Origin of the sequence: Corynebacterium tuscaniense, from assembly GCF_008693065.1 — a bacterium.
Taxonomy (GTDB): Bacteria; Actinomycetota; Actinomycetes; order Mycobacteriales; family Mycobacteriaceae; genus Corynebacterium; species Corynebacterium tuscaniense.
In genome coordinates, this window is the sequence record NZ_VXKH01000009.1 from 27,833 (window position 1) to 49,843 (window position 22,011).

The following is a 22,011-nucleotide window of genomic DNA, read 5'->3' on the forward strand; positions in this document are numbered from 1 at the left end:
GAAATAAAATTTAAGATTGCTTTACGCTTCTAACTGTTCTCCCAGTTCAAGCCACTCAAACTCAAGCTCTTCACGCTTCTCACGCAACTGCGAGAGCTCCTCTGACTTCGCGCCGATGGCCTCAAAATCAGGATCACCCTCACCCGACATCGCCGTAATCTCCACTTCCAGGGCTTCCACCTGCGAATCCAGCTTCTCAAGCTTGCGTTCCAGCGCGCTCATTTTCTTCGACACTTCGCGCCATTGCTGCGGGCTCAAGGCCTTTTCGCTTGTCGACGCCTCCCGCGCATCCTTCTTCCCCTTCTTCCCATCGACCTCTCCCAGATCAAGCACGCCTGCCTGCGCTTCCATCCCCTCACGCTGTTTGAGGTATTGCTCGATACCACCGGGCAGGTTGGTCAGCTTGCCATCCCCAAACAGCGCATAGGTGACATCCGCGATGCGTTCAATCAAGTAGCGGTCGTGGGAAATAACCACGAGTGTTCCCGGCCAACTATCCAGCAGGTCTTCGAGTTCCTGGAGGGTGTCAATGTCGAGGTCGTTCGTAGGCTCGTCGAGAAGCAACACATTCGGCTCGCCCATGAGCACGCGAGTGAGCTGAAGGCGACGGCGCTCACCGCCCGACAAATCGCCGACTGGTGTGCGCTGACGTTTCGGGCTGAAGCCAAGGCGCTCCGCTAACTGGGAGGCAGACATCTCCTTCTTACCCACCGTGATGTAGGTGGCCACGTCCTCCACCGCATCGATGACGCGACGCGTGGGATCAAGGTCATCCAATTCTTGGCGCAGCCACCCAACCTTAGTGGTCAGTCCTTCAATTCGCTTGCCGCCCGCCAGCGGATAGTCCCCCGCCAAGGTGCGCAACAAGGTGGTCTTTCCGGAACCATTCACCCCAACCAGACCGATGCGCTCACCCGGTGCTAAACGCCACGTCAGGTGATCCACTAGCGTCCGCCCATCCGGCGCATCAATCCGCGCATCCTCCAACTCAATGACCACACGTCCTTGACGCTGCTTGGAAAAGGCCATGAGTTCAACCGTGTCGCGCGGCGCTGGCACATCAGCGATCAGGGCCTCCGCTGCCTCAATGCGATACCGGGGCTTTGACGTCCTCGCCGGCGCCCCGCGTCGCAGCCACGCTAGCTCCTTTCGCGCCAAGTTCTGGCGCCGCTGCTCAATCGCATCCGCCTGACGCGCACGTTCCGCACGAGCAAACGTCCAGTCGTTGTAGCCACCTTCGTAGACATCCACCTTGCCATCGTGGACCTCCCACGTCAGCGTGGCTACAGTGTCCAGGAACCAACGGTCGTGCGTGACCACAACGAGAGCAATCTTGCGCTTCATCAAATGGTCCGCCAACCACTGCACACCTTCAACGTCAAGATGGTTCGTGGGCTCATCCAGCACGATCAGGTCTAGATCACGAACCAGCGCGGCAGCCAGATTCACACGGCGGCGCTCCCCGCCAGAAAGCTGCCCCACTGGAGTCTCTAACCCCAGCTCAGCCACGCCCGTGCCCGCGAGCACCTCACGCACCTTGGCGTTGGACGCCCACTCGTAGACCTCCAAACCGAGAGGTTCCACCACGGCCTGGCCAACCGTCATATCTTCCGGTAAGTCAAAGCGCTGAGTCACCACCGCCATGCGCAGATCATTGGCGTGCGACACACGCCCTTCGTCCGGAGATTCAATACCGGTGAGCACTTCCAGCAGCGTTGTCTTTCCACCGCCGTTAAGCCCCACAACGCCAATGCGGTCGCCAGTTTGAACGCCAAGGGACACCTTGTCCAACAGGGTCTTCAAACCCCAGGTTTTGGACACATTTTCCAGGTTGATCAGGTTTGCCATGATGCAACCAGTCTAGGCACGACTACAGCAGCGTCGCCCCTGTGGCCGGACCACACGCAACAAACCCTTCGGCGGAGCCGTCACGCGTGAGCTCTTCCACTACCGCCAGCGCAGTTTCACGGTCGGGGCACAATGCTGCCACCGTTGGACCAGAACCTGACACCATCGCCCGGATCGCCCCCGCTTTCTCCGCATCACGAATTAGTGTGTGCAACCGTGGCTGCAGCGATAATGCTGCCGCCTCCAAATCATTGTGCATTGCTGCGCCCACTTGCACTGGATCCCCCGACAGCAGCGCCCGGGACAGCAAAGTGGTGTCCATCTTAGGCACCACCGAGGCACTGTTAAAGCGCATGTCATCAAGGTGCTCAAAAACCTTACCGGTGGACAGACCAACCCCAGGGTTGAGAAAGGCAAACCAGTACTCACCTCGCCCCATCATAGGCACGAGCGCATCTCCCCGTTCTGTCCCTAGCGCAATACCGCCCATGAGAGCGAAAGGCACATCCGCGCCTAGTTCCGCTGCCACGGCCTGCACACGATCCGCCGGCACGTCCACGCCATGCTGTGCCATATAGCCCACGGCAGCCTTGATTGCCGCCGCAGCATCGGCCGAACCGCCCGCCATACCACCGGCAACAGGGATGGTCTTGTCCACTTCAATCCGGACAGGCTCCACATCCGCCCCCGCACAGATTGCGTTCACAGCACGCCAGGCCAAATTATTTGGTGTATCCAAATCCTCATCCGGTTCCGACACGTGAAAACTGGTGCACATACCCGCCACCACACCACAGGTGACATCTGCACCCGGCTCCGGGATCAACGCCACTATTTCCTGCCGGTCAACCGCCATGAACACCGTGGATAACTCATGGTAGCCATCCGAACGAGCCTCCCCCATCCCAAGATGAAGGTTGACCTTGCCATTCGCCCGCGCGGCAGATGGTTTCACCGTCACAGCGCGCTCACCTCAGCCAGTCGTACAAAGTCTTCCACCGACAGCTTCTCCCCACGCAACTGCGGATCAATCCCCGCCGCTCGGAGTGCACCCTCAGCGGCAGCAGCCGAACCATAGACACCGGCGAGGCAGGCACGGAGGGTTTTGCGGCGTTGGGCAAAAGCTGCGTCGATAAGCGGAAAAACCTTCTCACGCGCCGAGCGCGACCAGTCCTTCTCCTTAACATCAATGTGTACGAGCCCCGATTCAATGTTCGGCGCTGGCCAGAACACGTTTTTACCAATCGTCCCCGCGGTACGCACGTCCCCATAAAAAGACGCCTTCACACTCGGCACGCCATAAGTTTTGGAACCTGGTTTCGCCGCAAGCCTTTGTGCAACCTCCAGCTGAACCATCACGAGCACCGTACGAATTGACGGCAGCTCCGCCAGCAAATGCAGCAGCACCGGAACCGCGACATTGTAGGGCAGGTTTGCCACCAAGGCGGTGGGGTCACGGCTGAGATCTGCGGCCTTAATCTTCATGGCATCCATACCCACAACCTCAAGCTTGTGGGCATGGGCTGGGGCACGCCCCTCCACTGTCACCGCGAGGCGACCTGCCAACCGCGGGTCAATTTCCACCGCGATAACATGCTCGGCAACATCAATAAGGCCCAATGTGAGAGAACCAAGCCCAGGCCCCACCTCGAGGACAGTCTCTGCCTCCCCTAACCCCGCCGCGGCGACAATGCGACGCACGGTGTTGGGGTCATGGACGAAGTTCTGCCCCAATTTTTTAGTTGGGGCAACGTCCAATTCTTCTGCCAGCGCACGAATGTCCGGCGGGTTCAGCAGATGAGCATCCTCTACGGTCATGCCCTGCAGAGATTAGCGGATGCCCAGGCGTGCCGTGCAGGCGGGCCATGCGCCCCAGCCCTGTGATGCCTGAACCTTCTGCGCAATGGCGATCTGCTGTTCACGGGTAGCCAGGTTCGCCGTCGGCGCATACTGGCCGCCACCGTAAGCAGACCAAGTGGAAGCTGCGAACTGGAGGCCACCGTAGTAACCGTTACCAGTATTGATAGCCCAATTGCCACCGGATTCACACTGCGCAATGGAATCCCACACGGAACCGCCGCTCACGGCGGGTGCAGCCGCACCGGTATTGCCCGGGGCTTTGCCACGCGCAATGACAGCTTGGCGGGCCGGACGGGTTTCTGCCCGCCCAACTTCCTCATCAGACTCAACAGCGCCATTCACGGTGACTACCCGGCGAACGACCTTACGCTCACCCTTCGCACCTTCCTCGCGGACCTGCTCCTGGCCGGGGGCGAGGGATTCATCGTCAACGTACTTCGGCTCAGCATCGAATGCCTCGGTAGCTGCGCGTTCTGTGACATCAACGCGGTCAATCTCCACCGTCATATTTTCCGTCACCGGCGTATCCAGTGCCGGGCTCACACGGTCATTGGAATCCACGAGGACACCGCGTGCTGCCAGCAGATCCCCTACAGTCTTGGCAGCAGCAGAAGTGTAAGTAACGTTCCCACCATCACGAATAGCCACGATTTTCGGAGACGTGACCTCAATGGTCATATTGTCCTTGACCGCCTGGCCCTCACCGTAACTATGGCTGGAGCCGCCGACGATACCAGGCAGCTCACCGAGCAGATCATCCACGGTTGCGGCCGTGGTGGTGAATTCCTGCGCCTGGCCACCATCGATAGACACTGCGACCGGCTTGGCGGTGCGCACGGTCACGGTATCACCGTTCGCCAGCGATTCGGATGGCGCGGGGTACACCAAGTCCTTGTCCCCCACATCAACACCAGCTGCCTTGAGCGCACCGCCAACATTGCCAGCGAAGGTACTCAGCTCAACTGCATCACCGTTAACGTCAACAGTGACGTCCTTCTGAGCCGCCATGGCGGTGGCAGCACTGCCGATAGCAATTGCGCCGATAGCAGAAGAAGTGATCACAGCGCGGGTGGTTGAACTCTTATTGATGCGGCGATGATGCGACATAAAAAGAACAGTCCTTACAGCGTTGGGGATATAGCTCGAATAATACAAGCAAGTATAACAATACGATAAAGGTACGCGGAAGACCAGCAGATTTTCAAAACGTACAAGTACGTCTTTATTAATTAAGCCTACTCATCGCCACAATAATCACTCTTGTTGACAGTACTCACTCGCGCACCTATTTCACACACCAAAAACACGATTGAATGTCTCCCCCACTTCCGTGGCAAGATCCCCCACAGCCATCCCACGCATCTCCGCCACCACGTGCGCCGTGTGCCCAATGAGTCCAGGTTCATTTCGTGCACCACGGAATGGTTCCGGGGTCATGTACGGCGCATCCGTCTCAATGAGCAACTGCCCGGCCGGCGCAAGAGCAGCAGCCTCACGCAGTTCGTCGTTCCGTTTGAATGTCACATTCCCGGCAAAGGACAGGACGTAACCACGGTCGATGGCTTCGCGTGCGACGTCGAGAGGCGAAGAAAAGCAGTGCAGCATGACATGTTCCGGTTGCGGCGCGTCCGCGAGAATGCGCATCATGTCCGCATCACCCTCGCGGTTGTGAATCATGAGCGCCTTGCCAGAATCAACCGCGAGCTGAATATGCCAGCGGAACGCCTCTTCCTGCACATCAAGCGGTGCTGTGCGGTCCGGGTCATGCTTGATCCAATACGTATCAATGCCAGTCTCCCCAATTGCCACGCAGCGCTCATCCGTAGCCATCTGCGTGAGCCGCTCGCGCGCCGCCCCATCGAGCTCACCCGCGCGCGTCGGATGGATCGCACATGCCGCAAACACGCGGTCGTTGAAGTGCGCGGCCTGCAATGCCAGCTCCGCCTCATCGAGGCCATCGCCGACAGTGCAGATCCGTTCAACGCCGGCGTCCACGGCACGCGCCACAATCGCATCCACCTCGTCCTTGTTGCGGGCACCGGTTGAGGCGAGGTGCGTGTGTGCGTCGATAAGCCCAGCAATTCGCTCAGCCGGGACGGGAATGGGGCGAGGTTTCTTCTTCGACATGAATTCCAGCCTATCCTCGAGCACATGACATTCCACGACATCGATGCTGCAACCCGCACCCAAATCGACCGTGACCTCGCCGAAGCTGCCGTCGCCGGAATCAACGGATCTATCGACGACATCGTCGCCGCATTCGAAGAGACCTTGGGCGAATACCTCGCCCTCGACCCCGACCTACGCCGCAGCTATTCTCGCGGCGACATCGCGCGCATGTACGGCACGGCGCTCGGCGACGCTTTCATTCGTGAGCACGGCTTCGAGTGGCAATTGCTTATCGACGCCTACGGCACCGACCTCGTTGTCACCTCCCCCGACCGAGAGATGTACACCGCTCCCCTTGTGGTGGTGGACACGCGTTTCGAAGACGAGGCGACCGGGAAGCTGACTGCGTTCATTGAGCAGTTCTTGGGCGACTAGCTTTTAGTTTACATCTTATATTCGAACCCCTTTTCGAATCTGTTCGAATGATACCGGTGACGTGTCGTAGTGATGTGAAACTATGTTCGTACGCACTTAAAACACATTGACACGGGGGAACCATGACCCAACTGACCGACCGTCCGCCACAACCACCGCCCTCGAGCCCAACTGCCTTCTTTGCCACCGAGAACCCCGACAACATCGATGCCGTTGCCGGGATGGGCATGCGCGCGGCATTCCATGCGGTGTTCCACCACTACGCCACCGCCGATGAGTTTGAGGGTTCCAAAGACCACGACACTGAACTCGCCCGCATGTGCTCCGCCACAGGCCTTTCCCTCGCCGAGGTTCGCAGTGCCGTTTATGCCTACCGCACCCTCAAAGATCTCCCTATACTGCATGCCCTCCAAGAGGCCACCCACCGTCTTGACCTCCGCCGCTTGAAAGCCATCGACCGTGCCATCAGCGTGCTCGGCGATACCCCTGACCCTGAAGTTTTCGCGGCGCTGGACGCCCTCTTGGTCTCACTGTTCACGCCGACTAAGTCGAATCAGGCGCTCCCCGGCGCGAACACCATCACCACCCGCCTGAACAAGGCGATCGGCGACATGGATTCCTCCGTCGCCTATGACTCCAAGAAACGTGAGAAGCGCGAACAGGGACGCGCCCTTTTACCGGGCGAGTGCGAAGTCACCTTCCATGATGGCTACTACCACGGCACCACCGGCATGACCCTCATCACGGACCATGCCACGTCAGCCGCTGTCAAGGCTTTCATCGGTGCAGCCGCGAGAGAGCACGGCATCACCGATGATGAAGCCACGCTGCTCCTCCTCACAGGGAAGATCTCCCCTACCCCGACCGCCTGCGTCTACGGCTACGCTACCAAGAACGCGGACGGCTCCATCGACGAGTCTGCTTCAGTGTTCATTCCCGGCCACGGATTCACCACAGCCACCGGAACCGAGATGTTTCATTCTTTTGAGCCAAAACTTGTGGATATGGATGTTGCCTCCACGCGCAGCATCCCCGGCTATGTCCCACCCGCTGACATCGCCGCATTCGTTCGCGGCCGCGACGGCACCTGTGTCTACCCCGGTTGTGAGCGCACAGCCTGGGAATGCCAGCTCGACCACCGCATCGCTTACAGCCTCGGTGGTACAACAACAGCGAGCAACCTGTACTGCCTCTGTCAAAAGCACCACAATGTTAAAACCGATCGCAGGGCGTTCTACCTGGTAGATCCCTCTACAGGTGACGTGGTCTGGCTCTTTTCTGACGGCACCTACGCGCTGGCTGACCAAACCGGATTCATCAATAGCCAGGTCACCGAAACCACGCCGCGCTGGAAGCACACCATCGACGATGTGGAGCGCCTCAAACGCACCCGCTCCCGCTTCTTTGCCAAATGCCACCGGGTGCTCGATGTTTTCGAGGAAAACTTTGACTACGAAGAATGCCTCAAATCACTGTCATCCCTTGAACGTGAGTACGGGATGGAATTTCCTTTCCACCCCGTACCGTTCCCGGAAGAACCGGAGGTTGACTACTGAACCGGCGCCCACTCCGGGCCAGTTTCACCCAGTTCGGGGTCGAGCTTGGCGATGAGCGGCTGTGGTTTCTCCAGCTTCGTGCCCGGCACCACATCGACGCGGCCCCATGTGGCCTGCTGGGTGGTGTAGTCACCGGTGATGACTGGGTAGCTCTGGCCCTTTTCAGGCAGGTCGACGCCGACGAGATCCAGGTCTTCGTCATCGGTGACTTCTTCCACGCGCGGGGTGGCGGCCCAGATGCCGTCGCGGCCGAGGGTCTCGTGGACCTTCTGCGCGATGTGCGGAAGGAACGGGGTGAGCATGGCGTTGCAGTCCGACACAACCTGGAGTGCAGTCCACAGCACGGTGGCAAGGCGCTCACGCTGAGCGTCGTCCTTGGCCAGCTTCCACGGCTCCTGGTCGGCAATGTAAGCATTTGCTTCGCCAACGACGTGCATGATCTTGGTGATCGCAGCCTTGAAGTGGGCAAGTTCGAGATCCTTGCCGGCAGACTCGAAAGTCTGGGAGGCGAGGTCAAGGATGACGCGGTCAGCCTCGTTGAGCGTGCCAGGAACGGGAACTTCACCGAAGTTCTTGTGCGCCATGGACACGGTGCGGTTGACCAGGTTGCCCCAGCCGTTGGCCAGCTCATTGTTGATGCGGCGGACGAATTCGTCCCACGTGAAGTCCGTGTCATTGTTCTCCGGGCCGGCAACGGCGATGAAGTAGCGCAGCGGATCAGGGCCGAACGTGGCGAGGAAGTCCTTCACGTAAATAACAACGCCCTTGGAGGAGGAGAACTTCGAACCAGACATGGTGAGGAACTCAGAGGACACAACCTCCGTCGGCAAGTTCAGGCGGCCGTACTTGTGCTCTTCCCCACCCTTAGAACCAAGGCCGGCATAGCCGAGGAGTTCACCCGGCCAGATCTGGGAGTGGAAGGTGATGTTGTCCTTGCCCATGAAGTAGAAGCCGTTTGTGGACGGATCCTGCCAGAACTCCTTCCACGCCTCCGGGTTACCGCTGCGCGCTGCCCACTCGATGGAGGCAGACAGGTAACCGATGACGGCGTCGAACCAGACGTAGAGCTTCTTGCCCGGGTCGTTCTCCCAGCCCTCAACCGGAACGGGAATGCCCCAGTCGATGTCGCGGGTCATGGAGCGCGGACGCATGTCCTCAAGCAGGTTGAGAGAGAATTTCAGCACGTTGGGGCGCCAGTCTTCGCGGGTTTCGAGCCAGGCCTTCAACGCGTCGTGAAGCGCGGGCAGGTCGAGCATGAAGTGCTCGGTCTCAACGAACTCGGGGGTCTCACCGTTGATCTTGGACACCGGGTTGATCAGGTCAACCGGGTCGAGCTGATTACCGCAGTTATCGCATTGGTCGCCGCGTGCATCGGTGGCACCACACAACGGGCAGGTGCCTTCAATATAGCGGTCGGGCAAGGTGCGGCCGGTGGACGGGGAGATCGCACCCTTGGTGGTCTCCTTGATCATGTAGCCATTGGCGTACAGGCCTTTGAACAGCTCCTGCACCACCGCGTAGTGGTTACGGGTGGTGGTGCGGGTGAACAGGTCGTAGGACAGACCCAGGCCAGCGAGGTCCTCGACGATCTGGCGGTTGTAGCGGTCCGCGAGCTCCTTGACGGTCACGCCCTCCTTGTCCGCCTGGACAAGCAGCGGCGTGCCGTGCTCGTCGGTGCCGGAGACCATGAGCACGTTGTTGCCCACCATGCGCTGGTAGCGGGCGAAGACGTCGGATGGGACACCGAAACCGGCCACATGACCGATGTGGCGTGGACCGTTGGCGTACGGCCATGCCACGCAGACGAGAACGTTTTTTTGCATGGTTCTACCTTACGTCCATGCTCACGCCATTGACGTTCACCCCCGTTTGTTGAGCGCGGCGTCGTAGAGGTCACCGACCTTCACTCCGGCTGATTTGGCCACTTCCTTGACGGCATCCTTCAAACGCACGCCGGCATCCACTTTGGCGAGGACCGCTTCCACCAAGTCTTCTTCGTCCGCGGGGGCCGGTGTGGAGTCCGCACCGTCAATGACAACGGTGATCTCACCACGCAGGCCATCAGCAGCCCACTCGGCAAGTTCAACCAGGGTGCCACGGCGTACTTCTTCGTAGGTTTTGGTCAGCTCGCGGCACACTGCTACTCGACGTTCGGAGCCGAGCACCTCAGCTGCATGGGCCAGAGTGACACCAATGCGGTGGGGAGATTCAAAGAAACAGATTGCACGCTTCTCCCCTTTCAGGGATTCCAGCCAGGTGGTGCGTGCACCGGATTTGCGGGGCGCAAAGCCATCAAAAATGAAACGGCCAACACCCAACCCCGACAATGCCAGCGCGGTAGTCACCGCCGATGGGCCCGGCAGGCAGGTGACCCGAACCCCAGCGTCATGTGCGGCGGACACGATCGAATGGCCAGGGTCAGACACAAGCGGCATGCCCGCGTCAGAGATGACCAGGACGAGGCCGGAGCGGGCGACGCGGATAAGCTCCTGAGCTCGCTGTTCCTCATTGTGATCAAAATTGGACACGACCTTGCCACGAATCTCCGCGCCCAGCGCTGCGGCGAGCGAGCGGGTCCGGCGCGTGTCCTCAGCGGCGATGACATCTGCACGCTCAAGTGCTTCCACGAGACGCGGCGAGGCATCACGAATATTGCCTAGCGGAGTGGCTGCAACAAGAATGCCCGAGGCAACAAGCGAATCATCCATGGCAACAAGCTTAAGGGTGGGCAGTAAGATCACCAGCGTGAGTTCTGCCGTGAGTCTTGCCGTTAAATCCCCCGCGCCCACCGCCCCCGTCACTGTGCCGTGGACGCGCCGGGACACAATCACCACCGTTGTGATTGGCGTCATTGCGCTGTTCACGCGGTTTGTGGGCCTGACCATGGCGGATTCTAAGGGGACCCCGGTCTTCGACGAGAAGCACTACGCGCCGCAGGCATGGGACATTTTCGTTTCCTCGTTCAATCCGGTTTTGGGTGGAATTGAATCCAACCCTGGTTATGGCCTGGTGGTGCACCCACCGTTGGGCAAACAGTTGATGGCGCTCGGTGAGGCAATCTTCGGCTATACCCCGCTGGGGTGGCGTGTCGTCGCCGCACTCTTCGGTTCTGCGGTGGTTGTGTTCACCATGTTGCTTGCACGACGCTTGTCGCAATCCTGGCTGGTCGCTTTGTTTGCGGGCATTCTCGCGCTTGTCGACGGCGTCTTGCTCGTCATCGGCCGCTTCGGCATGCTCGACGTGTTTATCTTGCTTCCCATCGTCATGGCGGCGTGGACACTGGCAGGTGACATGCGGCAAGTGCACCAGCGTCTGCACGACGCGTATGTGAGCGGACGCATCGCCGAATCCGGCCCCTTCGGCCCTCGCCTGGGCTTCCGCTGGTGGCGTTTTGCCACGGGTGTATTGCTGGGCTTAGCGCTGTCTGTGAAGTGGTCTGGCCTGTACTACATCGCGTTCTTTGGCCTGCTGTCGTCCTTCTACGACCTGTGGCTGCGCCGCCGCTACGGGGTGGCCAAGCCGGTTGCGGGCACGCTTTTGCGTGATGTCCCCTCGGCGCTGGCCTCCATCGTACTCATCCCCGCGGTGCTGTACGTCTGGTCTTGGCGCGCCTGGTTCGCATCTGAGACATCCGTATACAGGCATTCGCTTGCCGACGGCACCATCGAAGGCTCCGACTGGTCCTGGCTCACCCAGCTGCCCGAACCAATCGCCGGCTGGTTCTACTACCACTTCTCCGTGCTGCGGTTCCACTCCGAGTTGACGAGCTCCGGCGGCCACTCCCACCCCTGGGATTCCAAACCGTGGTCCTGGCTAGTGGCTTCCCGGCCGATTCTCTACTACTCCTCTACCGGCATCGATTGCGCTGGCGGCCAAGAATGCCGCCGGATGATTTACCTCTTTGGCACCCCGGCAATCTGGTGGCTCACCGTGCCCATCCTCTTGTGGGCGATCTGGATGTGGATCTCCCGCGGTGACCGCCGTGTCATCCTGCCCCTCATCGGTTTCGCCGCTGGCTTCCTGCCGTGGCTGGCTGCGTTTGACCGCCAAATGTACTTCTTCTACGCCGCTCCCCTGGTGCCCTTCACTATCGTGCTCATCGCCCTGGCGTTGGGGAACCTTGCTCAGCGTGGCAAGCCCCTGCCACAGATGCGAAAGCTCGCCGGCTACGGCATGACGTCGGGGCAACTAGCTGTAGTGGTATACCTTGCTGTGGCTGTGGGTATGTTCTTGTACTTCTCCCCGATCCTTTACGGCTTTGTCATCCCCGATGGCTATTACTCGCAGATCATGTGGCTGCCGAGCTGGAGATAATTACTGTGGCCCAGCGCTGAGCGTGCGCAACGGGTTGGATGGCCCACGGTCCGCAACCCACATGAATACGAGTGCGACGCTGGTGAATAACAGCATGCCCAGGTGCAGCCACTGTGCTGGGGTGTCACCGGACACGGCATCCAACACAGCAAAGCCCACGGTAAACCCGAACATTGCTCCCACGATGAGCAGAACACCCGGAATCTGGTTGGGCTTCCACGCCACCAACAGGAGTGCTGCCGCGATGCCCACGCGGACGGCAGCCGCGCCGATGAGCAAGCTGGCCACTTCAGGGTCCAACTCCGCTGCACCGGAACCAGCGACGAGCTGACCTGCCCACAAGATGTACAGCACTGCCAGGATGGCAAGGATCACGCGGCCAATACTCAACCCAAGGAGCCGGCGCGAGGCGAGTTTGTGAAATTCGGTTTCCACGCCAGCGTAAATCACGTCCGACAGGTCATCCGGCGGCGCCATAGAGTCATCTGCTTCGACAATGCTCAAGGAGCGTGACAATGCCAAGGAACGCTCCCAGAAGGACGAGCATTCGGCGCAATGGTCCAAGTGCGCATCAATGACGGAATTGTCCAGGCCGGTGTCTTCACCGTCGATACGCGCTGAAAGTGCTGCTTGTACCTCTGCGTGGCTAATCATCGATCAGCACCTTGTCCAAACTCGCCCGACCTGCTCCAAACACAACTATGAAAAGCAGGAGAAGAACCAAAACCAGCGGGTATTCCACGCCACCTTGTTCCGCGAAGAAGCCCGCATCCATGTGCACAAAATAGCCGGCACCGGCCACCAGCAGCGCCAACAGCAAGGCCACGATAGTGGTAAGCAACCCAATAATCAGCAACGCACCGCCGACGAGCTCCAATGATCCTGCGGTGTATGCAGCGAGCTTCGGCTGTGGCACTCCCGCTTGCGCGAATGTCGCCGCCGTGCGCGTCATCCCGTCGCTCACCCAGTGTTGGTACCCCCGTGCGATGAAAATAACACCCAGGGCAACACGTGCGATAAGCAGCGCAGCATCGCGCACAGCGGGGGTATTCATAAAAAACAGCCTACAACGTGGAACCAAATGGGCCCCTACAGCAGTCAAAGTAAGTATGACACTTTCACACTTTGAACTAGACACTCATCAAGACAACCAGCAGCAAGCCCTCACCCGGGACGTAACGCCGTTAGTTCAGGAATACTTCGATACAGAATGGGGGAACCCTGTTACGACGGAAACGGAGATGTTTGAGCTTCTCGGCCTAGAAGTTTTCGTCGTAGGTTTAAGTTGGAATCTAATTCTGCACAAGCGTGATGCGCTGCGTCGCGCGATTTTCAACAACAGCATCGAAACAATCGCCAGGTGGGATGAGGCGGATGTTGAAGCATTGCTTAGCGACGACACGATTATCCGCAACCGCCGCAAAATCAACGCCGTGATCACAAATGCCCAGGCTGCTCTGGCACTGCGGGACGAAGGAACGGACTTGGCGGAATTCTTGTGGTCTTTTGAGCCCACGCCCCAATCAGTGGAGGACACCAAGGAGTTGGTGAAGGCACTGAAGGTGCGGGGCTTCACCATGCTGGGGCCAGTGACGGTGTTTGCGCTATTGCAATGCACCGGCATTACTTCTTAGCGGTCACCCACACGTCGATCTCGGCGGTGATGGGCTCCACGCCAGCATCGTCGACAAGCTGGCAGTCGATGGTGACCAGCTGACCGCCGGTCTCACGCGTAATGGTGGAAAAATCCGGGAAGTCTGCAGTGGCGGTGACGGTCAAGCCACCAGTGGACTTCTTCGGGTAATCCGCACGCATACCACGTGGAATCCAGCGGTGCGTATCTGGAACGGTGACCTCACACAGCAGACCCATCGCTGCTTCCGCGCCGTTCAAACCGGCAATCACATGGAAGGTGCCAATGTGGTTCTGCACACCCCACCACTTACCTAAACGCACAACACAACGGCCAGGAACCGCTTCCCGCACCCGCGGCATAACTGTGCGGAAGTACGGGGCCTTCACCATGTACAGGGCAGAGAACAACCCACGCTTGATAGTGGAATCGCTGAACTTCTCCCACAGAAGGGCCGTTGGGCCCGGGTTGTCATTCGTTGCGGTTGGCTTCGTTCCAGCAGTGGCCTCGGTGGAATCGGAGGTATTAGTTTGAGTCATACCCCGTGATGTTACTGGCTTAAGCGCTCTCGCGGACGCGTTCGGGGCCGTGGACATCAAAACCATCCCCGGAGAACTCTGGCAGGTTGGCAAAGTCCGCGCTCTCATCATCCAATTCCACAATCACTGCACCGGGGCGACGCATGTGGGCTGGCAGCGGTGCGCCCTCATCCGAGGAGACAACACCCAGTCGGGCGCGGCGCAGCTGGCGCAGGCGACGCTCACGCAGTGCACGCTCCTGATTGACCAAACTGCGTACAGCAGCCATGTACCAGACCAACAAAGCACCGGCGGCGAGTGGCGCCAACCATGCCCAACCACCAGTGATCAGTGCATAAATGAAGGCAACACCAGTGATGGTAATCAGCCCTAGCATGGTGCGCTCACGGCGACGTAGACGATCAGCGCGAGCACGCTTCTCCGCATCTGGTGTCCAACCGCCACGGCCACGGCTCGCGCGGGCGAGGGTGGCCTCGTCCAAATCTTCGACCACGTCGTCTGTTTTGTCTTCTACGACGCTCTCTACCGAGTCCTTTGCTGTGTCCTCAGAAACTGACTCCGCTTCCGGGATGTTCACCACAGTGGCGTAGCCGAAATCTTCAGGGGCAAGGTAGGAGTCGTCATATTCATACTCCGCAGAGATACCCTCGGCCTCACCTAGCTCAGTATCGAGTTCAACGCCTGCGTCTACAGCCTCTGCTGGTTCTTCTGCCCTTTCTTTTGCACGGTCTTTCGAAGAGTCTTCTACAGGTTCTTCAGCAGGGACAGCATCGACAATGTTGGAACGAATGAAAAGCTTCTTCCAGGCAGGGGTAGCCGAGGAGTCGTCGATAAGCACGGCTTCTGTGCTTTCTTCTTCGGGAACGACGACCTCATAGTCATCCACCTCATCGTGGTGGTGAATGTCTGCGGCCGTCACTCGCGGACGGCGACGAGTTTGAAGCGCGGCGGTGCCGCCCTCGTGGAGGACACGGGTCTCATCAAAGCCCTCACCGCTACGACGGATGGGCTTGGAATCCCCCAAGACCATCGGGGCGAGAACAATCGCCCACACAACCACGATGAGAACAATGATCAGGCTGAGGCTGCCTGACATGGGTCCACGACCTTTCCTTTACTGCGAAAATTGCTAGCTCGACACTAACCATCCACCGGCTGAAGTTGACCGCCCCACGCCGAGACACGCGCCAGTTTTTCTTAGATCCACAATCTGCCCTGCGCGGCTAAACGCTCCACCGCCGAGCCAGGCAGGTCATCAATGTTCTGCGCCACAAAATGGTGATCCCGCCAACGCCCATCAATATGGAGATTTTCCTTGAGGTATCCCTCCGTACGGAAACCGGCATTGGCCAGAACTTTCCCCGAGGCAGGATTATCAGGAAGGTATGTTGCCGTGACGCGGTGCATGCCCACGCGCGCGAAGGCATGATCAACGCCCAGAGCGCAGGCCACCGTGGCAATGCCGCGGCCACTAAAACGGGAATACACCCAGTATCCAATCCAGCACTCCCCCACGGCACCATGCTGGATGTTGCCCAAGGTGACTTGGCCGATGAAGTGGTCGCCATACTCAATGGCCAAAGGCACGACCATGCCGCTATTGGCGCAGCGCCGCAGATTCAACCAATTGGAACGCCAGGCTTCCGGGGAATGAGCGTCGCGCCACGTGCCCTGCACAGTGGGTTCGACAGGCCTTAACAACGCCTCATCGGTGATACGCATGCGCGACCAAGCAGCACCATCTGAACGTTTCAACGGACGAAGCCGTACCGGTACATCACCAACGTCACCACGAACAAAAACTGTCGGAGTCGCCTTGGGCCACCCCGGGTGGGCTTCACTGTGCGCCCAACCGATGAGACTCAGCATGGTTATGCCCGTTGCTGCAAGAACATCACGTCGACGACATCACCCGGGCGCACTTCCACCACGTCCGTGGGAATCCGGATCATCGCATTCGCCTCAGCCAAACCAGCAAGCAAATGCGCCGGACCGCCAGAAACGCCACCGATGTTGTCAACGAGGTAATCCCGCGTTTGAGCATCGCGCATGAGGCGAGCGCGGACAAAACCCAGGCGGCCCGGAATGGACTCAATGCGGTTCATGGATCGCGCCTTCACAATGCGTCGATTGAGCACGCGCTTGCCTAACGACGATCGGATGGCTGGCCGAATGAGCGCCTCAAACACCACGAGAGCACTCACAGCATTTGACGGCAACAAGAAGGCAGGAATGCGATCCTCCCCCACCAAGCCGAAACCCTGGGTAGAACCGGGGTGCATAGCCACACGCGTGGTATCAATATCGCCGAGCGCACCCAGTGCCTCTTGGACAGCTCGGGCGCTGGAACCGCCCACGGCGCCGGTGATGATGAGGAACTCGCTCTTCTGCGCGTGCACCGCAATCTGCTCTTTCAGGTGGCGTGGCTCCGCATTAATGATGCCCACGCGGGTGACATCCGCGCCCGCATCCTTTGCAGCTGCAGCCACAGCATAGGAACCAACATCAAAGACTTGGCCCAACCCCGGATCCCTATCAATATCCACCAGTTCTAAGCCATAGGACATGACAGTTACGCGGGGACGCGGATACACCAGCACCTTGTCGCGGCCGGCGGCAGCCAGGAGACCGATCTGTGCCGGGCCAAGAACAGCGCCGGCACGCACCGCGATATCCCCCGGTTGAATGTCATCGCCTTCACGGCGGATGAAATCACCCGAACGCACTGGGCGGTGCGGGGTCACGCGGCGGCGGCCACGGTCGGACCACTCAAGGGGCAAAACTGCATCAGCCAAGGTGGGCAGGGGTGCCCCCGTAGCCACGCGCACAGCCTGGCGGGGTTGGAGGCGCAACGGTTTTTGACTTCCAGCAGCCACTTCACCCACCACGGGCAGGGACGTATCAGGGTCGCTCTGGGCTGGAGCGTCATCGCTTTCAACCGGTGCACGATTACTCAGCGACTGCGCACCACCCACATCAACCGCACGCACCGCATAACCATCCACGGCAGCCTGCGCGAATCCAGGCAGCGAGCGCGTTGCCTGCACTTCCTCCGCGCACATAAGACCCAGCGCATCGGTGATGCCAATGCGGATCGGTGAAGGCGTCATCGTGGCATCAACAATGATGTCTAACTGCTCTTCAACGCTGCGCATTCCGCCACCCTTCCGCTGGCCGCTGACAATCTTTCAATTACACGTCAACTTAATTACACGTCAATTTAGTCGGTGCCGGCGAGGTGCGGGTTCTCCGACTCGAAATCCTTCAGGATCTGCTTGATCGACTTATACAGGGCTGGGCCGTACTTCTCATGGCGCAGACCAAAATCAACATTGGCTGGAATGTAGCCCGCTGGATTACCCAGGTCATGGCGCTTACCGTCGTGCACTACCACGTGCACCGGGTGACCTTCACTGATCATCAGCTCAATCGCATCGGTGAGCTGTAGCTCCCCACCCTTACCAGGCGTGATACGGCGTAAAGCATCAAAGATGCCACGATCCAGCAAGTAACGGCCGGTGGCAACAAACGTGGACGGCGCATCTTCCGGCTCCGGCTTCTCCACCATGCCCACCACACGCTTCACCTTTTCCGGGTCCACACCCTCAGCGGCATCCACCTCGCGGACATCAAAAACGCCGTAGTTGAATACTTCCTCCGGACTGACCACAAAGGCACACAGCACCGAGCCGCCGAGCTTGGCGCGCACATCCACCATCTTTTCCATGACCCCGGTGGGCAGAACCAAGTCATCCGGCAGCATGACGGCCACCGCATCCTCATCATCATCCAGGATCGCCTCAGCGCAGCCGACCGCATGGCCAAGACCGAGCGGCTCTTCTTGCACGACTGCCTGGGCGGTAATGATCTCCGCCGCACGAGCAACCTTTCGCGCCTGCTCATCCTTACCACGCGCCAACAAGGTCTCTTTCAGGTGATCAAAATTGCCAAAGTGCTCCATCACCTCGCCTTTACCCGGCGCGGTCACAACAGCAAGGCGCTGTGCACCGAGCTGGGCGGCCTCTTCCGCAATGAGCTCAATTCCGGGGGTGTCCACCACCGGCAGCAATTCTTTCGGCACTGTTTTTGTGGCGGGCAGGAACCGGGTACCCATTCCAGCTGCGGGAACAACAACGGTTTTCACGCCCACCTGGGGGGCCGAGGAGGAATTGCGCATGAATGGATAGTCTACCTGTGAGACGGCACTAAACCTGGAATCAGCTGGGTGTGTAGGGAAAGAGGGATGTCATGGATTCAAAGACTGCTGTTCGCGCCACCACGCGTGGTGCGCGTGAGGCGCTTGAGCAAAAGATGCTTATCGACGTCCCCCTGGTCACCCACCTTCTCACCCACCTGCGTACCTTGTCCCCCCACCGCGTTGCCGCCTATTCCCCATTGCCCACTGAGCCGGGTGGGCCGGCGCTGCTGCCCGCACTGGTGGAGGAAGACTATGAGGTTCTACTGCCGGTCACGCTTGCTGGTGGCGAGCTGCAGTGGGCGGTGTACGCACCAGGTGAGTTAGCTCCTGGTGCGTTTTATGACATTGCCGAGCCCACCGGCCCGCGCCTGCCCTCGACCGTGTTGAGCACGTGTGACGTGATCATTGTCCCGGCCTTAGGCGTGGACCGGACTGGGGTGCGCCTTGGCCAGGGCGCTGGCTACTACGATCGCGCGCTCCTCCACGCACACCACCAGCCACGCATCGCGTTGGTCTATGACAATGAGGTGCACGATTCTTTGCCGGCTGACGCCCATGATCAGCCAGTTCACACCGCAGTCACGCCCTCTGGGGTGGTATCTTTCCCGTTTTAGCGGGGCATGATTAGGGGTTTGCTAAAAATTTTTGGGGTACCGGGGAACCAAACCGGGTGCTGAAGCAGTCAAAGAGAGTATGGCACTTTCTAATTTTTCTTCATCCTTCTCCGTTCTTTCCACTCCCGGCTACCGGAGGTCCCTGCTTCTGCGACGCGTCATGGCCATCCTGCTTGTTGTCTGTGCTGCTCTTCTTGCCCTAAGCGGGCGAGCAACCAGAGACCCCCAGGTGGTTGTCTTCGCCCGAGACGTCGGCCCCGGTGATGTGCTTGACGCCGATGATGTGGAGCTGCGTTCCCTGCCCAGGCAGTTTGTCCCCGATAATGCGCTGGCGGACCGAACGAAAGCTGAAGGGCAGGTAATTGCTGCGGCGGCTTCTGCTGGTGAGGTACTCACCACGACGCGCATCACGGGCCCTGACCTTGTGAGCTCCGTGGCCCAAGCACGTGGGGAAGATCCCAGCGCTTTCACCCTCGTGCCCGTGAAACTTGCTGAACCCGACATCGTGCCCATGCTGCACCACGGTGATGAAGTGTCCGTGGTCACAACAGCAGATGCTGCGGCTGATGTGACGGCGCGGACTATTGCCACGGGCGGCACTGTCATCACCGCGGGCAGCGGTGAGGCACAGACCGGTGTACTGCTGCTTTTGCGAAATGAAGACGCGGAGAACGTTGCCGCATCTTCCCTGACTTTGCCACTAACAGTGGTGCTTACCGGCGGGCGTCACCGCGGTTAGTCACCGCCAATCGCAGCCCTCACCTAGCTTTGTCGCCCACAATGTAGTAATTTCTTTCGCCGTTGGGGGGAACAATATTCCCACCTATTTTTTACCTACCAATTTCTCAAGGAGAGAGAATGCTTAAGGGCTTTAAAGATTTCATCATGCGTGGCAACGTCATCGACCTGGCAGTCGGTGTTGTGATCGGTGCTGCTTTCACCGCGATCGTGACCTCGTTCTCTGACAACATCATCAACCCGCTGATTGCCTCCCTCGGTGGCGCAGACTTCTCCGGCCTGGGCGTCCACATCATCAGTGGCAACGATGCAACCTTCGTTGACTTCGGTGCACTCATCACCGCTGTGATTAACTTCCTGCTCATCGCCGCAGTGGTCTACTTCATCATCGTCGCACCGATGAACAAGCTGGATGAGGCTCAGAAGCGCCGCAAGGGCGTCACCGAAGATGCCCCGGCTCCAACCGAGCAGGAACTGCTCGCCGAGATCCGCGACCTGCTGGCTAACCAGAAAGGCACCCGCCAGCTCTAATCCCTGAAATACGGGAAACGTTTGCGGGCCGCTCCACTCCTTGGGGCGGCCCGTTTTTGCTCCCCTTTTACAGATTTTCTCCGGCAGACGGTGAATTTCTGGAAGAATCATTACGCACAAATAATTCACACATCGTTATGTAGGAAGGACTCCCCCGCATGATTCGTACCGCCATCATCGGCTACGGCAACCTGGGCCGCAGTGTTGAACAAGTTATTGCTGCGCAGCCCGACATGGAACTCGTCGGCGTGTTCTCACGCCGTGACTCTCTGGATACGGAGGCGCGTGTGTTGCCGGCGGGGGATGCACAAGAGCATAAAGACGAGGTCGACGTACTGTTCGTGTGCCTGGGAAGTGCCACCGATGTGCCGGAGCAGGGCCCTGAATTGGCCAAGCATTTCACCACGGTGGACACCTACGACAATCACCATGAGATCCCGGCATACCGCGCAGCGATGGATACATCCGCACGTGATGGTGGCAACATCGCGATGATTTCTACTGGCTGGGATCCAGGCCTGTTTTCTTTGAACCGTGTGCTTGGTGGTGCGGTGCTGCCGGGCGCCAACCAGATGACATTTTGGGGTCCGGGTCTGTCGCAGGGACACTCTGATGCTGTGCGGCGCGTGCCCGGTGTGTTTAAAGGGGTGCAGTACACCAAGCCGAACCCGGAGGCGGTTGAGGCCGTCAAACGTGGTGAGGGCGCAGACCTGAAGAGTAATGAGTGCCATCTACGCCACTGCTTCGTGGTAGCTGAGGAGACGGGTGATGCCGCGAAGGATGAGAAACTGAAAGAGCAAATCCGCGAAACCATCGTGACCATGCCGGACTACTTTGCACCGTACGAGACAATCGTGGAGTTCATCACCGAGGCTGAGTTTGAGCGCGACCACCAAGGCATGCCACATGGCGGTCAGGTGATCACCCGTGGCCAGTCCGGCACCTCCGGCCACGTGATTGAGTTTGGCTTGGAGTTGGAGCGCAACCCTGATTTCACCGCTGCCGTGCAGGTTGCCTACGGTCGCGCTGCATGGCGTATGAAGCAGGCTGGTGAAATTGGTGCGCGCACCGTGTTCGAGGTAGCACCGTACTTGCTGTCTGCGGAACCGTTGGACGATCTAGTGGCGAAGAAGCTCTAATCCCCGTAGTGCGGGGGGCGTTCCTCGCGGTAGCGGGCAGCGTCATCCAGTTCAGCTAGTTCTGGCGGGCCGTCTTCATCCAATTGGACCACACGGGCACCGTCCCAATCAGCGGACTGCCCCACCTGGTGGGGGTTGGGGCGATCCGCTGTTCTGTCGTAATCAGTAGCGCTGGAAAGTCGCCGCACGCGGCGCCGCTTTTTCATGATCCTCGGTTCCTCTGCTGGATGCTTACTGCACGCTGTACTTGCGCAGTTCTTCGATGAGGTGGGCAACAAGCGGTGCAATAGTGGACACACCGTCGCGGATCGCAGCACGGGATGGCGCTAGGTTCACAATCACCGTGGAACCGGACACACCGCAAATGCCAGAGAGTGTCCGATTTTTTGTGTGCGGGGTTTGGTTTACAAGTAGTCCGCGAATCGGTCGGGGTATGCCACGGATAGTTGGTTGATGGCTTGTTTCCAGCCGTTGGCTTTCGCTCCTTCAATATAGCC

The 22,011-nt window shown here is 59.3% G+C and carries 23 protein-coding genes and 1 pseudogene; 8 read left to right on the plus strand and 16 right to left on the minus strand.

Going from position 1 to position 22,011, the window contains the following annotated elements:
* Positions 1-21 precede the first annotated feature (21 nt).
* The 5 genes from F4V54_RS03590 to F4V54_RS03610 all read right to left on the minus strand — a co-directional run bounded on the left by F4V54_RS03590 (position 22) and on the right by F4V54_RS03610 (position 5,835).
* Positions 22-1,848, minus strand: coding sequence for an ABC-F family ATP-binding cassette domain-containing protein (locus tag F4V54_RS03590; protein WP_150386268.1), 1,827 nt, complete (start codon positions 1,846-1,848; stop codon positions 22-24).
* A 22-nt stretch (positions 1,849-1,870) separates the two neighbouring features.
* On the minus strand, positions 1,871-2,809 hold the full coding sequence (locus F4V54_RS03595) for a 4-(cytidine 5'-diphospho)-2-C-methyl-D-erythritol kinase (protein ID WP_150386269.1): 939 nt from the start codon (positions 2,807-2,809) through the stop codon (positions 1,871-1,873).
* Complete coding sequence (rsmA, locus tag F4V54_RS03600) at positions 2,806-3,666, minus strand: 16S rRNA (adenine(1518)-N(6)/adenine(1519)-N(6))-dimethyltransferase RsmA (protein WP_150386270.1); 861 nt, start codon at positions 3,664-3,666, stop codon at positions 2,806-2,808. Before rsmA ends, F4V54_RS03595 begins: the two co-directional genes overlap by 4 nt.
* Before the next feature lie 12 nt (positions 3,667-3,678).
* Complete coding sequence (locus tag F4V54_RS03605; protein WP_102724417.1) at positions 3,679-4,815, minus strand: resuscitation-promoting factor; 1,137 nt, start codon at positions 4,813-4,815, stop codon at positions 3,679-3,681.
* A gap of 183 nt (positions 4,816-4,998) precedes the next feature.
* A complete protein-coding gene (locus F4V54_RS03610) occupies positions 4,999-5,835 on the minus strand; it encodes a TatD family hydrolase (protein WP_150386271.1) in 837 nt (278 codons plus the stop codon).
* 24 nt (positions 5,836-5,859) lie between these two features.
* Here F4V54_RS03610 and F4V54_RS03615 point away from each other — a divergent pair, with 24 nt between their 5' ends.
* Complete coding sequence (locus F4V54_RS03615; protein ID WP_150386272.1) at positions 5,860-6,252, plus strand: DUF3806 domain-containing protein; 393 nt, start codon at positions 5,860-5,862, stop codon at positions 6,250-6,252.
* 122 nt (positions 6,253-6,374) lie between these two features.
* Positions 6,375-7,808 carry an HNH endonuclease signature motif containing protein gene (locus F4V54_RS03620; RefSeq protein ID WP_150386273.1) on the plus strand — a complete coding sequence of 478 codons (1,434 nt, stop codon included), beginning with the start codon at positions 6,375-6,377 and terminating at the stop codon, positions 7,806-7,808.
* Here F4V54_RS03620 and metG read toward each other — a convergent pair.
* Both metG and rsmI read right to left on the minus strand, forming a co-directional pair.
* Complete coding sequence (gene metG / locus F4V54_RS03625) at positions 7,802-9,631, minus strand: methionine--tRNA ligase (RefSeq protein WP_150386274.1); 1,830 nt, start codon at positions 9,629-9,631, stop codon at positions 7,802-7,804. The genes F4V54_RS03620 and metG overlap by 7 nt on opposite strands.
* A 36-nt stretch (positions 9,632-9,667) precedes the next feature.
* Entirely contained in the window at positions 9,668-10,516 is an 849-nt protein-coding gene (gene rsmI, locus F4V54_RS03630) for a 16S rRNA (cytidine(1402)-2'-O)-methyltransferase (RefSeq protein ID WP_150386275.1), read from the minus strand.
* Here rsmI and F4V54_RS03635 point away from each other — a divergent pair.
* Positions 10,407-12,122 (plus strand): dolichyl-phosphate-mannose--protein mannosyltransferase, encoded by a 1,716-nt coding sequence (locus F4V54_RS03635; protein WP_376997402.1) that lies wholly within the window; start codon positions 10,407-10,409, stop codon positions 12,120-12,122. The genes rsmI and F4V54_RS03635 overlap by 110 nt on opposite strands.
* On the opposite strand, the gene F4V54_RS03640 is transcribed toward F4V54_RS03635, so the two are convergent.
* Positions 12,123-12,776 (minus strand): zf-HC2 domain-containing protein, encoded by a 654-nt coding sequence (locus F4V54_RS03640; protein ID WP_150386277.1) that lies wholly within the window; start codon positions 12,774-12,776, stop codon positions 12,123-12,125.
* A complete protein-coding gene (locus F4V54_RS03645; protein ID WP_102724423.1) occupies positions 12,769-13,176 on the minus strand; it encodes a DoxX family protein in 408 nt (135 codons plus the stop codon). Before F4V54_RS03645 ends, F4V54_RS03640 begins: the two co-directional genes overlap by 8 nt.
* Before the next feature lie 55 nt (positions 13,177-13,231).
* Here F4V54_RS03645 and F4V54_RS03650 point away from each other — a divergent pair, with 55 nt between their 5' ends.
* Positions 13,232-13,756, plus strand: a complete 525-nt coding sequence (locus F4V54_RS03650; RefSeq protein WP_170253101.1) for a DNA-3-methyladenine glycosylase I — start codon at positions 13,232-13,234, stop codon at positions 13,754-13,756.
* Here F4V54_RS03650 and F4V54_RS03655 read toward each other — a convergent pair.
* The 5 genes from F4V54_RS03655 to F4V54_RS03675 all read right to left on the minus strand — a co-directional run bounded on the left by F4V54_RS03655 (position 13,746) and on the right by F4V54_RS03675 (position 18,471).
* Entirely contained in the window at positions 13,746-14,294 is a 549-nt protein-coding gene (locus F4V54_RS03655) for a hotdog fold domain-containing protein (protein ID WP_150386279.1), read from the minus strand. The genes F4V54_RS03650 and F4V54_RS03655 overlap by 11 nt on opposite strands.
* Before the next feature lie 19 nt (positions 14,295-14,313).
* A complete protein-coding gene (sepX, locus tag F4V54_RS03660) occupies positions 14,314-15,390 on the minus strand; it encodes a divisome protein SepX/GlpR (RefSeq protein ID WP_150386280.1) in 1,077 nt (358 codons plus the stop codon).
* A 101-nt stretch (positions 15,391-15,491) separates the two neighbouring features.
* Positions 15,492-16,163, minus strand: a complete 672-nt coding sequence (locus F4V54_RS03665; protein WP_052092808.1) for a GNAT family N-acetyltransferase — start codon at positions 16,161-16,163, stop codon at positions 15,492-15,494.
* 2 nt (positions 16,164-16,165) lie between these two features.
* On the minus strand, positions 16,166-17,449 hold the full coding sequence (glp, locus tag F4V54_RS03670; RefSeq protein WP_034663977.1) for a molybdotransferase-like divisome protein Glp: 1,284 nt from the start codon (positions 17,447-17,449) through the stop codon (positions 16,166-16,168).
* Positions 17,450-17,514: 65 nt separating this feature from the next.
* On the minus strand, positions 17,515-18,471 hold the full coding sequence (locus F4V54_RS03675; RefSeq protein ID WP_102724428.1) for a UTP--glucose-1-phosphate uridylyltransferase: 957 nt from the start codon (positions 18,469-18,471) through the stop codon (positions 17,515-17,517).
* A gap of 71 nt (positions 18,472-18,542) precedes the next feature.
* On the opposite strand from F4V54_RS03675, the gene F4V54_RS03680 reads away from it, so the two are divergent.
* The 4 genes from F4V54_RS03680 (at position 18,543) to F4V54_RS03695 (ending at position 21,514) form a co-directional block, all read left to right on the plus strand.
* The gene (locus tag F4V54_RS03680) at positions 18,543-19,106 is read left to right on the plus strand and encodes a 5-formyltetrahydrofolate cyclo-ligase (protein ID WP_150386281.1); all 564 of its coding nucleotides are present in this window, start codon (positions 18,543-18,545) and stop codon (positions 19,104-19,106) included.
* Between the two features lie 79 nt (positions 19,107-19,185).
* Positions 19,186-19,845: an SAF domain-containing protein gene (locus F4V54_RS03685; protein ID WP_150386282.1), complete on the plus strand. Its 660-nt coding sequence runs from the start codon at positions 19,186-19,188 to the stop codon at positions 19,843-19,845.
* A gap of 119 nt (positions 19,846-19,964) precedes the next feature.
* On the plus strand, positions 19,965-20,375 hold the full coding sequence (mscL, locus tag F4V54_RS03690; protein ID WP_034663992.1) for a large-conductance mechanosensitive channel protein MscL: 411 nt from the start codon (positions 19,965-19,967) through the stop codon (positions 20,373-20,375).
* A gap of 158 nt (positions 20,376-20,533) precedes the next feature.
* Entirely contained in the window at positions 20,534-21,514 is a 981-nt protein-coding gene (locus tag F4V54_RS03695; RefSeq protein WP_150386283.1) for a diaminopimelate dehydrogenase, read from the plus strand.
* Here the strand turns inward: F4V54_RS03695 and F4V54_RS03700 are convergent.
* Entirely contained in the window at positions 21,511-21,720 is a 210-nt protein-coding gene (locus tag F4V54_RS03700; protein WP_150386284.1) for a hypothetical protein, read from the minus strand. The two genes, F4V54_RS03695 and F4V54_RS03700, sit on opposite strands and share 4 nt — an antisense overlap.
* A 25-nt stretch (positions 21,721-21,745) precedes the next feature.
* Positions 21,746-21,883, minus strand: a pseudogene (locus F4V54_RS03705) (molybdenum cofactor biosynthesis protein); the annotation flags it as partial.
* Positions 21,884-22,011 lie beyond the last annotated feature (128 nt).